The following is a 14619-nucleotide window of genomic DNA, read 5'->3' on the forward strand; positions in this document are numbered from 1 at the left end:
TCGCTCTCATCTGCGGTTTGAACAACGTCCATTTATTCAACTTGTTTATTAAAAAAATTCATCATGAGGCGACATGATTCGCAAATAAACACAACAAACAGACGTCTAGACGTTTACATATCCATTTTTTGTCGTTAAGTTATTTATACGATTGCTATTCTGTTCATAGCGAGCAACAAAGGATGAAAGGAATTCATGATAGAGCTAAAACATTTGCGGACACTCACTTCGCTTCGAGACACCGGCTCTCTAACCGCGACCGCGACCGCGTTGCATCTCACTCAATCGGCCTTGTCTCACCAGATCAAAGATTTAGAGGCACGGATTGGGGGACAATTATTCCTTAGAAAAACTCGTCCGGTGAAGTTCACTTCAGAGGGAGAAATCCTATTGCGTCTTGCAGAAGATATTCTTCCCAAACTCGCAAGAGCAGAAAATGATTTGGCAAGCTTGAAAGAAGACGTCAATGGTCGGTTGCATATGGCGATTGAATGTCACTCATGTTTCCAATGGCTCATGCCTGCTCTTAGGGAATATCAACTTGCCTGGCCTAGCGTAACACTGGATTTTTCATCAGGTTTTGGCTTTGAACCACTTCCTGCACTGTTAGCTGGCGAGTTGGATCTCGTTATCACGTCAGATATTCAACCTCGTTCTGAAGTGCATTATGAACCTTTATTCGACTTTGAAATGCGCTTAATTACCGCGACCAACCACCCACTGGCGGAAAAAGAAGTTATTGATCCGCAAGATCTCGCAGATCAAACCATGCTCTCTTATCCGGTTCAAAAACAAAGGCTAGACGTCGTAAAACACTTCTTGCAGCCAGCGGGTGTAGAGCCCGCCAAATGGAAGCAAGCCGACAATACTCTGATGTTAGTGCAAATGGTCTCCGCAGGATTAGGGGTTGCAGCACTGCCAAATTGGGCGATTTCTGAATTTTCGCGCCAAGGCCTTATTACCAGTAAACCTTTTGGCCAAGGCTTATGGCGTCGCTTATTTGCTGCAACGCGTCACTCAGAGAAAGATAAACGTTACTTACAAGCCTTTTTCGCAACCGCAAGGCTACAATGTAAAAGCCACCTTGACGGAATCAAGATGGCTTAGGGATATGGATAAAGAAAGGTTTAGCGTTGATATGCTTTAAATTGGTTGGTCAATGGATCGTACTGATAACCAAGCATATCAAGCTTGCCTACAACGGACTCTACATCCATTTCATACACCGATACTAACTCGTCAAAACTGTCGCACTCTAAACGTAGCTTTTCATTGACGATACCTAGCAAAATAATGCTGTCCAAATTACCTACATTGCTTAAATCCATCGCGACTCTCCTCTTCGACAAGGTATATAAACAAGCGTAGACGTAATCACGTGAATTTAAAGTGAGCGCGATCCAAAACGTGAGTGCCTTGTACTCAAGCAACCTAGAAAGGACTTGAGTACAAGCAGTATTGCTCTGTTTCTCGACTCGCGATTAAGCCGCCAGAGAGAATAAACCTTGTAGGCTCGTCATTGACGCAAGCGCGAGCAACAGGGCGACGCTCAGTTGAACCTTTTCCGGTTTTTTATGTGTGAAGATATGCCAGCACCAAACAATGATTGAAGAAATGAGCATGGCTAAAGACAATAAAATTGGTTGTGTTGCGGCGCTCAATGTCGCTTCATTTAACTGGTAAGAAGCAAATAGCGTTGCGATTACCAGCAGCATTCCAGACACAATGCCCGTAACTGGCAAAATGCGGTGAAATGCCTGCAATCTGCTACGAGCGATAGTCAGAAGCAATTGAGAAAATGACGCCCCAAGGAAAAATATCATTATTGCCATCGCAATAGACGCAGGCCAGCTTGGCTGTTCAAATGCTTGAATACTTACATACGCAAAAGCCAAACCATTCGCTAAATGCATCGCCCAAAGAGGGCCTTTTTCACGCGTTTTCTTGGTTTGAACCTGAGAGTAGAAATAGAAAATAGCGAACACGATCATAAATGCTTCAATGCGAAGAGAAGCAACCGCAAGCCACAATAACGCCACTGCTGGCAACATTTTATGAAGACGGCCTCTCTGACCCGGACAAATATCGCCCTTGATGAGAAGTAAAGTCAGTAGCGCTTGCGCGCCAAATAGCATCGGAGGAAAAGTAACCAGCAATTGTTGAATCATGTTAAATGCACGCTCAAAAGTCATTTTGGGGTGGCGATAATATCAAATCACCGATCGTCAAACCACCGAAAGTCTATCCCCAAATGTACTAGAACAGCGAGACTTTTTATTCAACAAGAAGCGAGATACTTCAACGCATCTTCTTGAGTTAACACGCCTCTGTATTCTTCTTTTTCATCACATAAAACCCACGGGAAGCGAATGCCTGTTTTGATTAGCTCTCGAATAGCAGCGACAGATAAGTGCGCATTGACGAGCACAAACTCCGTGCTCATTATCTGGTTCACCGGGCGTTTCCAAATCCAATTTTCTCGCTCAGTCTCTAATTCTGTCCCCATGGAAGGCGTTAGGTGTAAGTTAACTTGCTCTTTGGTAACTAAGCCAACACAGCGCTTTTCGTTAATGACAACCAACGGCGAACTTGGACTTAAATTCATATATTCCACCGCCAACGATAATGGCTCCCCGGGATCAAGGTGCCTGACCTCTTCATGGCTCAGTGATTGCAATACATCATCTTGTTTTGGTTTGACAGCAACACCCGAAAACAAATGTTCGTAACTTTCCGCTTTCTCCATCAAATCGACAGGCCGAGCACGAGAGAACAAAAAGCCTTGCATGTAATCCACACCTATTTCAGCCAATGTTTGAAGCTCCTGTTCTGACTCCACGCCCTCGGCAACCACTTTTACATTCATTTGCTGAGCAAGATCAGTGACCATTTTGACAATATTATAACTGGTATTGCCATGCTGAATGTTCTTAACGAATTTTCGGTCGATTTTCAGTAAATCAAACTGCCCTTTCTCTAGGTAAGAAAAAGAAGAATACCCTGTACCGAAGTCATCAATCGCAATTTTAATGCCCTCTTTGCGCACTTGCTCTAGCGCTTGCGTATGCTCTTCGTCTTGCTCAAAATACGCTGTTTCCGTCAGCTCAATCGTGACTCGTTTAGGATCGACACCACTGGCTTTAATTAGGTCATGCGAACGCTGAAGAACCTGGAGCGAATCCAATTTAGTATTCAGTGAGCGATTGATGGTTAACCCTATTTCCTCTCCATATATGTCTTGCAAGCGCGGAAAGTGTTTGAGCGCGGCTTGACAAACCTCATCATCCAGAGCCGCAATCAACTCTAAATCTTCAATAACAGTAATCATCTCTTGAGTGCTATAGGCATCACTTTCATGATAAAAGCGGGCTAAGGCCTCGAACTTAACGACTTTACCAGTTCGGCTGTCAATTATTGGTTGAAAATGAACATCCACCAGCCCACTGTCGATTTGCGCTTCCAAAAACGCCTCTAAATGCTGGCGTTTGACTAACTCAGAATGAAGCTCACTATTATAAAAATTAAAATAGCCACCTTCTCCAGAAAGTGAGGACAACATCGCCTGGGCTGCATGCGCTAACGCTTGCTTTGGCCTGTTTGTATCATAGCCGAGGATTGACACACCCGTTTGTCCCTCGACGATAGTGGTATGCATTTTTGTTCCCATTTCATTCCTAAGCTCAGTGAAGAACCCTTTCATTGCAATTTGAATCAAACGTAAAGGACTTAGCCATTGACAGTGAGGAGTTTGTAAACAGACAACAAACACATCCCTAGAAAGTTGACCCGCTATACTGGTGTAGCGGCTTCGCATAATAAAATCGGCGAAGCCTAATTGCTGTTCAAGTAAGCATTTTTCAGAAAAATTTGGTCTGAGAGTCATGACGATATTGAGTTCTTTACTCCCACTTTCGTTCGCCAAATTAGCTAATTGCAGTTCGAACTCTTCTCTAGAAGGCAAAAACGCTGACCAATCATGTTGTTGTTCACAGCGATTTTTCATCCACAACAAGGAAGCCGAAATGTCAGTAGAGAAGCCGAGATAAAGAATCCGTCCAGAATGAAACGTTAGCCGATAGATACAAAGATGATGTGCCTGATTACTACCATTTGCAGTTCTACTCAATAAATTACCGCTCCAGTATCCTTCATCATCAATATGTTGCCAGAGTTGGTCGTAAAACGCCTGACTATGGTGAGATGTGCTAAAGATATAGGTTTTAAGTCCAACCAAATCACGGTTTTGATAACCCATTTGCAATTCAAAGGCGCGGTTACAACCCAAGATTCGGGTGTCTTCGTCCGCGACTAAAACCCCTACATTCGGTAAATCAAAAATCGTTTCGAGAATTTTCGCTAACTCTTCGCAGCCAGTGATCGTCAATTGCGGGATGATAGAGCCTTGAACAATACGCTCATTGAGTTTTTCAAAGCTAATTGTGACATGTATTAAGCGAGCTTCATTAAGCATCATGCAACAAGAAAAACGACCTTGCCCACCTAGGAGCTCCACTTCTAAAATTCGTTGTCTTAGTGTTTCCTGTTGCCCCATCAGCATGTGCTCAAACAAATCATCTAAGCAGGTGACTGGCGTATTTAACCCAAAAGCATTTGCCATTCCTAGCTGATCGCATTCGAACTCGCGAGTATCAATCTTGTAAGACCATTCAATCACTGGAGTCGGATTGGATGTCGGTTGCACTTTTTCATGTGCTATTGTTGTTGAGTCACTCATTCCCTAGCCCCCTTTTTAATTAGCCTCATGCTCAGGGTTCGTAGTCAACGTGCCTTATTCCATTTGGGACCTGCTGATCCTCTTGTAAAATAGATTCTGGCAACGTAAGCCAATCGACTTAGAACCTTTTCAGAGCTTGTTCGGCTTTTTGCATTTTCCTATGCATTAATTTGATTATAGGCGTTGTTTTTAATAAGCACACCATTGCTTATTGGTTGTATTAACATTGCGACATTTTTCACGACTCGACCTATAACCATGAGGCTTTCAAGGTGATATTAGACATAAAATCGCCGATATAGCCTTGATATTTTTGCAAACCAAATAAAACTCGATGAACTAAGCTTGAATAGATGAGTTTGGTATAGATACCTGATCCTCAAATCGCTATAATTCGCGCTCCCTGGAACAGAGAGCAAAATATGACCAATAACATCACTCCTATTCATGAGTACAAAAAATACTGGGCAGAGTGTTTTGGTACGGCACCTTTCTTGCCGACCAGTCGCAAAGAAATGGACGCCCTAGGATGGGATAGCTGTGACATTATCATCGTAACCGGTGACGCTTACGTAGATCACCCGAGCTTTGGTATGGCTATCATTGGCCGTCTGCTAGAAGCGCAGGGTTTCCGTGTCGGTATCATTGCTCAACCAGAATGGCAAAACAAAGATGCGTTCATGCAGCTAGGTAAGCCAAATCTGTTCTTCGGGATCACTGCGGGTAACATGGACTCCATGATCAACCGTTACACCGCGGATAAAAAACTTCGTCACGATGACGCGTACACCCCCAATAACGAAGGTGGCAAACGCCCAGACCGAGCGACTTTGGTTTACTCTCAGCGTTGTCGTGAAGCCTATAAAGAAGTGCCTATTGTTTTAGGTGGTATCGAAGCCAGCCTACGCCGTGTTGCGCACTACGATTACTGGTCAGACAAAGTTCGCCGTTCGGTACTGTTTGATGCAAAAGCAGACATCCTACTTTTCGGTAACGCAGAACGCGCACTTGTAGAAGTGGCGCATCGCATCGCAAATGGTGAAGACATCAGCACCATGACCAATATTCGTGGTACTGCCGTGAACTTGCCAGCCGCGCCAGAAGGCTACACGGTTATCGATTCTTCTCGCATTGAAAAACCTCGTAAAGAAGCGTTCGTACCAAAGAACCCATACGAAGTAGAAACTCAGTGTGAAACTAAAAAAGATGAGCCAGTTGCACAACCAATCACGATTCGCCCATCACGCCACGATGCTGCGACAACTGCGGTTCGCTTACCTTCGTTTGAAAAACTAAGAAACGATCGCATTCTTTATGCTCATGCAAGTCGTGTATTGCATTTAGAAACAAACCCGTACTCTGGCCGAGCGTTACTTCAAAGCCATGGTGATCGTGAACTTTGGGTAAACCAAGCCCCAATCCCATTGACGACCGAAGAGATGGACTTTGTGTTTGGCTTGCCTTACGCGCGTGTTCCTCATCCTATGTACGGCAAAGCGAAAATTCCAGCGTATGACATGATCAAAACGTCTGTGAACATCATGCGTGGTTGTTTTGGTGGCTGTTCTTTCTGTTCGATTACCGAGCACGAAGGCCGAATCATTCAAAACCGCTCGAAAGAGTCAATCATTAACGAGATTGAAGAAATTCGCGACAAAGTTCCGGGCTTTACTGGCACAATTTCCGATCTTGGTGGGCCGACTGCAAACATGTACCGTCTGGGCTGTAAAGATCCAAAAGCGGAAGCGAACTGTCGTCGTCCATCCTGTGTATTCCCGGGCATCTGTAACAAGTTAAATACAGACCATAAACACACCATCGATCTATACCGCGAAGCGCGTAAAGTTGAAGGCGTGAAGAAAGTGATGGTCGCATCTGGCGTACGTTACGACCTTGCGATTGAATCACCAGAATACGTGAAAGAGCTCGTAACTCATCACGTAGGTGGTTACTTGAAGATTGCACCGGAACATACAGAGAAAGGCCCTCTTGATCTGATGATGAAACCTGGCATGGGCACGTATGATCGCTTTAAAGAGATGTTCGAGAAGTACAGCGCAGAAGCGGGTAAGAAGCAGTACTTAATCCCTTACTTTATCTCTGCGCACCCAGGCACAGAAGACGAAGACATGCTGAACCTTGCTCTGTGGCTGAAGAAAAACAACTTCGAGTGTGACCAAGTACAAAACTTCTACCCTTCGCCAATGTGTAACGCAACGTCGATGTACTACTCAGAGACAAACCCTCTGAAACGAGTGAAGTATAAAAAACGTGAAGATGTACCTGTAGCAAAAGGTGAGCGTCAACGTCGCCTACATAAAGCGCTGTTGCGTTACCACGATCCAGCAAACTGGCCAATGATCCGAGAAGCCCTAATCAGCATGGGTAAAAAACATCTGATTGGTGACAAACAAGGCTGTCTCGTTCCTGCGGAAGACATTGAAGCACAAACACCTGCACAACGTCGTAAATCTGGTCGTCACGGGGCAAACCGCTTTGCTACGAAACATACCAAAAACCAACCGGGCTTCGGTGGTCATTTGAACAAACGCTCTGAAGGCGGTTCAAAAGATGGTAAACCATCTGGCAACCGTAACGGCTCTGACAAAGCAAAAGGTGGTCAACGCCCTGCAAGCAACGGCCAACGTCCTAGCGGCAACGGTGCAAACCGCCCGGCAGGTAGCAAGCCACAAGGTCAAGGTCGCCCACAAGGACAAGGCAAACCAGCTGGCCAACGTAAACCAAAGCGTCGTTAATTCTTCAGCACTTAAATACTAGAAAGGGCTCCAGAGGTAACTCTGGAGCCCTTTTGTTTTGTCGGTTCATTGAGGTATCACTCACAACTCAAACTTTGATTCAATCAATACAAAAAATGGTAAACACCAACCAACTTATTGGAAAAACAAACAATTATTTGATTGAAGAAAAATAATAAAAAACTAACTCATTGATTTTGAATTACTTTATTTTGGTGCGATATTTGCGTAATAGAGTAAAACTCTTAAACATGGGCTAACGATGAGTAATCCACTTCCTCCAAAAACTTCGATGTTCTGGCACGACAACAGCTATACCTATGAGGAGGCCGTTCAGGCATTTGAAAGCGATGGTACGCTGAAATCGCTGAATATCGTTCCAACCACGGAATCCGATGATCTTGCTGGCTCACCCCCAGAGCGCAGTATGTTTTGGGAGGGAGAAACAAAAAAAATCGATCCGCCACCGCCGTCAGAACCAGAACCTCTCAATTTAAAAAACGAGAAAGAACCAACAGAGGCTTTACCGGCACACTTCATCCCTGTTCGCTACGCCATCGATCAGCTAGAAACGGAAGAAACACAATCTTTTGGTTTGCCTGAAGAATGGAAAGGCCAAGGCCCAGCCAAACTCAATACCGTTGGCTACACCCTGCGTCAACTACGCGATGGTTGGCTGTATGTCTATGATGCAATTAACAAAAGCTTAGACGAATACGAAATCAAAGGAACGCAATTCACGCTCTATAAGTTGGGAGAATCAGAAAGCCCAAAATCAGAACAGCGTGGGACACCACAAGATGCAAGGCCTTTCCTTACTTACGTCAACGGAAGCGTACTATCGATTTGTTTCTCTGAGCACCGGTGGACATGGCACACGTTCATGCGCGTCCTTAACAATCCGAGTAATCATATCGATCGCATGCAAACCATTGTTCTGTCTGCAAACGAGAATCAGCACAACATTGCACCAATCGATAAGTTAACTCAAGTGGCTGATATTGAACCTTCTGCAGTTGATGATGGGCGTTTTGCAGATTCTGGCATCGCTACCAAAGCTGACGAAGATGGTTCTACCTTTAAACCTGTCGCAGCCGAGAGTGACTTAACCTCTGCGATTCCAGAAGAAGAATCGGGCTACTTCGTCGCGATAAAAGATTACGCCGCAGACATTCAAGACATGTCGCTGCATTTTGTTGGCGCAGCAAGCCCCTACCGCCTTTTCATTGATCAGTTTTCAAACCAGTGGAACTTAATGCAGACCGCCATGCAACTGTGCATGTTCGGGGCAAGTGACGAGATAGACATGCCAGCTAGCGTTAAGCGTAACGGCGAAGAGCTATCGTTTTATACCGACATGGCTGAGTATTATGATTCCTCCCACCAACTTGATTTAGCAGAACAAAACAAAAACTCAGTTCAGTCCGGCTATCCTGCCAAGTTTTCTGCCGGAGCGATTGAATCACACCAACATACTCAAAGTGACATTGCCAAAGCGATACAGGACAAATATCGAATTTCAGCAAACCGATTTGGTAAATACGAACAATGGATAGCGACTGAACGCTGGCGCAAGCAGCTGAACTGGAAGCAAATGCTGAGCGAGATGCAAGAGCTGTCAGAACAAAAAGAAACCATGCTTGCCGAAGTTGTTTCAGTAAAAACCGACTTTATCGCTGTAATGGAGTCTTTGACACCGCATCATCTCGAAAGAACCTTCGACCTATACAGTGAAGACACGCAATACAGCTTGTATCAACTTCATAAGCAAGCGGTTGAGTCATTTACTTTGGTGGTGCAAGAAGAAGACCGCCAATGGGCAGAAAGCCAATGGGAGAAACCAACCAGTTTACTCGCTCTCTACACTTCCGGATTTAGTCGTAGTCTCTTTAAACAAGTGGAGAAATTAATTCCTGAACAAGTTTCAAATCAGGTAGGTGAAGTAGACGTCGCCAAAATTGTTCCAGACACTGAAAGCTCAGACAAACAGTTTATGGACTACGTTTCGGTAGCAAGTAACCGTGTGGGTATGTATGCAAAAGTAATGGACTTTATTTCTAACCCAAATACTGCAGAAACCGAATTTCTAAGAGATATAGCAAAAGGATTCGATGGGCTAGATAGCATATTCAAAGCGACTAACAGCGCTTTACTCAAGGGGGTAATAGAGGTTGGCGTTAGCCTAACAGCCCAAGCGTCTATCTTAATGATATCTCTATTGTCAAAACCGCTCACCCGAACAAGTTTTTACCTAAGAGCTGCCGTTGTAGAACGTTTGTCGATAGACACTCCAATCAATATCAACAAAGGCTACGCACAAAATTTTGGTTCTTGGAAATCCAATCATGATAAAAAACTCATCGCATCGAACCAAAACAAGGAAGTGTTAGCAGCCTTCAACAAGGGTGATAAAACTATATCAAACACGGAGTATAAGAAGGTTCTCCAGCAACAGCGGCACCTTCAAAAAAGCTTGGCCGTTGCGACGTTGGAATACCCTCAGTACATAGAACTTCCAGATGACGTACTTGAGGCAACAATTCAAATGCGTAAAGACATATGGGATAACCGATTAAACAACCTCAAGAAACGGTTTGAAGATGTAGGCGGTTTGGGCTTCTTAGCTCTGATTTTTAACTGCCTCGCACTTGCTGATGCAATGAACAGTATTCAAAAAACTGGGCTCATTACCCAAGATGATTTCTTAGATATTCAACAAAAGCTGTTTTACACGGCCGGTGCTTGGACGGGCATTCGAACAGGGAAGTTATGGGATAAAGTTAAGGGAAATGACGAACTCAGAGAGCACTCGCTAAAAACTCTTAAAAAGTTAGTAGAACGAAATACAAAAGGCTTTGAAAACCTGATTCTTGATGACTTAAAAGTATTTAATAAATGGCTCGCGATTACTGGGGCTTTAGGAGCGTTGGCTGCGGGTATTGAGGCATATCGTTCTTGGCAGAGTGCTGATGACGCTTATGGTCAAGAAAAATATCTGCATGTAGCAAATGCTGCTGCATTAACCGGTATGTCGATAGTCGGTATAATCCAAGCGTACGGAGGATTCACAGGGAAATTAACACTAAACTTAACCTTTGGTGGACCTGTTACCGCAGTTTTAGCTGTTCTCACGTTAGCATACCTAGCCATCAATTATAAACTCAACAAACTGAAACAAGATGACTTCCAAAAATGGTTAGATAAACTGCCTTGGGGTTATCACCCGAGTCGTACTCAGTGGAGCCAATCTGTAAGTTTGCCCGAAAGAGAGAAGCACAATTCAGCATTGGTGCAGCAAGCACTGTTTGACTTACAATCTATTATTCAACAGCCAACGGTATACCATCAGCCGATTGAAAAAATTCAGGCTTATCCAGGCTATACACATCGTGAGTTAGTTGGCTTGGAAGTGCATATTCAGCTGCCACGTCGTGCTGCAACGAATGGTGTTACAGTGCGTACCAACACCAAGGCAACAGAAGATGATTTGACGTCAGGTTCTTGGCATCAAAACGCAGATTTAGTCACGCTAGAAACGCAGAGCCAAGCTAGCAAAGAGTTACTGGTGTATAAGGTAACGTTGCCGATTAAAGAGACCGATCAATACCTTGCCATGCAAGTAGCGTATGATATGGAAGATGATGCCCCATCAAAGCGTGAGTATTGGTTCCAAAACAGCGTAAAACAGAGTGCAACTCATAGCGTGATTTCAGACAATACCAAACAAAACATCATTAAAAAATCACTCACACCCGCTGTTGGTACATTAGGTTTTCAGGAGTAACCCTTGGCATATTCACCATTTTATATCACCCCAGAAGAGTTGGCGGTTTATCAAGAGGCGCAAGAGCAAGAGATCCTCTCAGGAGACAATTTAACAACATGGCGTAAATATGATATCGAGGAAGCGAATCGTTTTGCATATATATTTGACAGCTTAGTTCCAATTGCCATCATGTCAGTGGTTCTTTTCTTGTTTTGGTATACCTTAGGCCAAGACCCTCTGATGGGGTATGTTGCTGTTGGTGTACTAATAATGGGGTACGGACTCAGCTACCTTTTGTTTGGCCTCGATTATCGCTATGACTATATTTTTTCTAGCAAAGGCTTTGTGATGAAAAAGCGTCGCAATATGCCTAAATGGGTAAATACCGCTACGCAAGCTGTTGGCAGGATAGGTGCAGTGGTGTGTGTGATTATGGTAGCACTGGTTGGTCCGATGGCATTAGCTGGAGCAGGTGCATTCATTTTGCTTTCATTTGGTATGTTAAAACGCCAGCCTGATGAACGAACAGAAGTTAAAGTGGGCGAACGAGAAGATTGGCTTTTTGCGGACTACAACAAGAAAAGGAAAGTGATCCAGTTCTATTTTAAGCATGACATATGCAGATATCGAGATACTGCTCATAAGACTATCTTTCGCTCACAAGATCGATTCGATTGTTATGTTTTCTTTAAAACTGAAGCGGATTTAGAATCCATGGTCGCGCAACTGTCAAAGGTCTACAAACTGAATTGTACCGAGGTCGATGACCATAAAAAGTTGTTTGAAGCAAAGCCAGAATCAAGGCTCTTTAGTATTCCGGTTTGTAGTAGAGAATATCAAACCGATGAGGTATTTGATTTAAGGGCTTCAAAAGCCCCGCTTCCTGAGCGTGAATACCTTTACAACGGCAAGTGGCAAACCGAATCGGAAATCGAACGCTTAAAAGCGGCTGGTGAACAGCCAGCAAGTCCCGCTTCATAGTTTGCAGCAAGCATTAAAAAAGGCTCCAGAGGTAACTCTGGAGCCTTTTGTTTTGTGAGAAGTAAACGTTTTAAGTTGGGTTAAACTCTCTCACTTACTTGATTAAGACAACTTGAACTTACTCAACTCGCCGTGAAGATCACTGGCTTTTACTGTCAGTTCGTTACTGATCGCTACAGAAGATGACATGGTATCCATCACTTCCATCGCCGTATCATTAATCACAACCACATTACGGTTGATCTCTTCCGACACCGAACTTTGCTCTTCTGCCGCTGAAGCGATCTGATTATTCATATCATTAATCACTTCAATAGCTTGGTTTATTTCGGCCAACGCCAACTGCGCTGCTTGTGTTTCTTCTTTGGTATCCACCGCTTGCTTCTGGCTTTGCTCCATTAACACGACGATTGATTGCGTTTCTTGCTCCAAACGAGCCAACATTGCACGAATTTCTTCTGTCGAGCCTTGTGTCCGCGTTGCAAGGTTGCGGACTTCATCGGCTACCACAGCAAAACCACGACCCGCTTCACCAGCACGCGCAGCTTCAATCGCAGCGTTCAGAGCCAACAAGTTGGTTTGATCGGCAATGCCACCAATCTCACTCAGAATACCCTGAATCGCCGTGCTTGAAGCCACCAAATTCTGCGTCTGGTGCTGTGCATCATTCACTTGCGAAGCGAGGTTATCCACCGCGCTTGCAGCATTGTCCATACGCGACATGCCATTCGCACTATTGCTTTGAACTTGGCTTGCCGCCGCTGCTGCTTGTACCGCAGAATTTGCCACTTCTTGTGCGGTTGCGCTCATCTCATTAATCGCCGTTGCTAGCGAGTTGACTTCGTTCACTTGAACGTTCAGTTGATCTCTCGAAGCCGCCGCGCGAGCTTGGCCTTCACTTGCGTTTTTATCAACTTGGTCTGCCGTCGCCATTACGGTTAAAAGCATTTCCTGAATGCGAGCGAGGAAGGTATTAAACCAGTGCGCCAGTTGGGCAGTTTCGTCCTTACCTTTCACCTCAATGCGGTAAGTTAGGTCGCCCTCGCCTTGCGCTGCGTCTTTAAAACGCTCCACTAAGTTAGTTAACACTTTACCCAACGAGGTCGCGATCATCGTCATCGCAACAATACCAATCAGAGCCGCAATAATCCCTGCCCACACTCCCTTTTCAAGAGCTTCTGCACTTTGTTCTTCACTCCATCGCTCGTAGTCATCCACGTTCTTTTTAAGGAAGCTACTGGGAACCGACACCATAACGATCCAAGGCGCATCGCTGGTTTCAATTGCAGTAATCGCATACTCATCCCCGCCAAACGTCACAAGGCCTGCGCCTTTTTGTTTCGCAATGGATTGAATACGTGCCCATTGAGACGCCAACTCATGAGAGACTTTCTTACCCACTTGATCCGCTTGGCTGCTGTTCGCCAGCGTGATGCCTTTCCACGAAGAAATCAGAATACGGCCTTGTCCATCAAATAAGTCGCTCGCGTAATCTTCACTTTGGCTTTGTAACTCGTTCAATGACAAATCAAAACCGAGAGAACCAATGATCTCGCCACGTAACTTGATTGGTTGGCTAATGGTCGTGATCAGTTCTTGTTTGCCGCGAACCGGATACATGTACGGTTCCATCACGAACGTTTTGCCCGTTTCGTAAGGCATCAAGTGCCAATCGTCTTTACGCTCACCGTTGTTGTTTAATTCAGTATTGCTAAAGCTATCCATCGCCACGACATCAAAACTGTTGTGCGAATTTGGCGAAAAGAATGGCGCTAAGTAGCCTTCGCTATTAAAGCCAAGGCTTTTGTCTTGAATCGTTGGCTCAACCCACGATGGCTTTTCCCATACCATGTAACCAGCAAACACAGCTTTGTTCTGAGCTTCTAGCGACGCAATAAACTGTTTAACAATAATGTCTGGCGTTGCGGCCGTCTCTGCGCTTAATTCGATAATTGAACGCGCTTGCTTTAAGTTCGCCAACACTGGCTCTAACTGGTTGGAAATATTCAGCCCTTGCTGAATCGCCGTATTGCTCAGGTCGGTCGTGGTGGCTTCGGTCAGTTGAGATTTTACTTTTGTAGTGATTTGTTCATTCACTTGCGTGAACGCATTGGTTGTCATACCCATTGCAATCAATAGAGTGAAGGCCATTGCCCCACCCGCACTGACAGCAATTCGAGTGCGTATACTGTTAAACATGATCGCCTCACAAATTGATTTTTATCTGGCATTAAGCATTGGAAGGATCATGGATTTTAAACAAGTAAAGTTAATGGAAGGCTTTCATTTATGAACAGAGCAAGAACAGAAAATGTAGTTTTATTAATAAAAATAAAATAATGCAGGTTTTCGCTTATACATGAAGCCATTGATTTAATTGA

At 44.5% G+C, this 14619-nt stretch carries 8 protein-coding genes; 4 read left to right on the forward strand and 4 right to left on the reverse strand.

Annotated features, from left to right (window positions below; all coding sequences use genetic code 11):
* The first annotated feature begins 195 nt into the window (after nt 1-195).
* Nucleotides 196-1107: an HTH-type transcriptional regulator MetR gene (gene metR, locus B7360_RS11090; RefSeq protein ID WP_005392844.1), complete on the forward strand. Its 912-nt coding sequence runs from the start codon at nt 196-198 to the stop codon at nt 1105-1107.
* A gap of 20 nt (nt 1108-1127) precedes the next feature.
* On the opposite strand, the gene B7360_RS11095 is transcribed toward metR, so the two are convergent.
* From B7360_RS11095 to B7360_RS11105, 3 genes are all read right to left on the reverse strand, one after another.
* Nucleotides 1128-1328, reverse strand: coding sequence for a DUF4250 domain-containing protein (locus tag B7360_RS11095; protein WP_005392843.1), 201 nt, complete (start codon nt 1326-1328; stop codon nt 1128-1130).
* Between the two features lie 153 nt (nt 1329-1481).
* Nucleotides 1482-2192 carry a hypothetical protein gene (locus B7360_RS11100; protein ID WP_012841615.1) on the reverse strand — a complete coding sequence of 237 codons (711 nt, stop codon included), beginning with the start codon at nt 2190-2192 and terminating at the stop codon, nt 1482-1484.
* A gap of 86 nt (nt 2193-2278) precedes the next feature.
* A complete protein-coding gene (locus tag B7360_RS11105; protein WP_006742639.1) occupies nt 2279-4735 on the reverse strand; it encodes an EAL domain-containing protein in 2457 nt (818 codons plus the stop codon).
* 422 nt (nt 4736-5157) lie between these two features.
* Here B7360_RS11105 and B7360_RS11110 point away from each other — a divergent pair, with 422 nt between their 5' ends.
* The 3 genes from B7360_RS11110 to B7360_RS11120 all read left to right on the forward strand — a co-directional run bounded on the left by B7360_RS11110 (nt 5158) and on the right by B7360_RS11120 (nt 12238).
* Nucleotides 5158-7491: a YgiQ family radical SAM protein gene (locus tag B7360_RS11110; protein WP_048625729.1), complete on the forward strand. Its 2334-nt coding sequence runs from the start codon at nt 5158-5160 to the stop codon at nt 7489-7491.
* 262 nt (nt 7492-7753) lie between these two features.
* Nucleotides 7754-11275, forward strand: a complete 3522-nt coding sequence (locus tag B7360_RS11115; RefSeq protein ID WP_085343510.1) for a T6SS effector BTH_I2691 family protein — start codon at nt 7754-7756, stop codon at nt 11273-11275.
* Nucleotides 11276-11278: 3 nt separating this feature from the next.
* On the forward strand, nt 11279-12238 hold the full coding sequence (locus B7360_RS11120) for a hypothetical protein (RefSeq protein ID WP_085343511.1): 960 nt from the start codon (nt 11279-11281) through the stop codon (nt 12236-12238).
* A 102-nt stretch (nt 12239-12340) separates the two neighbouring features.
* Here the strand turns inward: B7360_RS11120 and B7360_RS11125 are convergent, their stop codons facing one another.
* The gene (locus B7360_RS11125) at nt 12341-14437 is read right to left on the reverse strand and encodes a methyl-accepting chemotaxis protein (protein ID WP_024702992.1); all 2097 of its coding nucleotides are present in this window, start codon (nt 14435-14437) and stop codon (nt 12341-12343) included.
* Nucleotides 14438-14619 lie beyond the last annotated feature (182 nt).

The sequence above is a fragment of the Vibrio sp. ArtGut-C1 genome, from assembly GCF_002105475.1.
GTDB classification, from domain to species: domain Bacteria; phylum Pseudomonadota; class Gammaproteobacteria; order Enterobacterales; family Vibrionaceae; genus Vibrio; species Vibrio diabolicus.

Coding starts and splice junctions, on each gene's coding strand:
- metR (WP_005392844.1), top strand. CDS start 196: ATGATAGAGCTAAAACATTTGCGGACACTCACTTCGCTTCGAGACACC.
- B7360_RS11095 (WP_005392843.1), bottom strand. CDS start 1,328: ATGGATTTAAGCAATGTAGGTAATTTGGACAGCATTATTTTGCTAGGT.
- B7360_RS11100 (WP_012841615.1), bottom strand. CDS start 2,192: ATGACTTTTGAGCGTGCATTTAACATGATTCAACAATTGCTGGTTACT.
- B7360_RS11105 (WP_006742639.1), bottom strand. CDS start 4,735: ATGAGTGACTCAACAACAATAGCACATGAAAAAGTGCAACCGACATCC.
- B7360_RS11110 (WP_048625729.1), top strand. CDS start 5,158: ATGACCAATAACATCACTCCTATTCATGAGTACAAAAAATACTGGGCA.
- B7360_RS11115 (WP_085343510.1), top strand. CDS start 7,754: ATGAGTAATCCACTTCCTCCAAAAACTTCGATGTTCTGGCACGACAAC.
- B7360_RS11125 (WP_024702992.1), bottom strand. CDS start 14,437: ATGTTTAACAGTATACGCACTCGAATTGCTGTCAGTGCGGGTGGGGCA.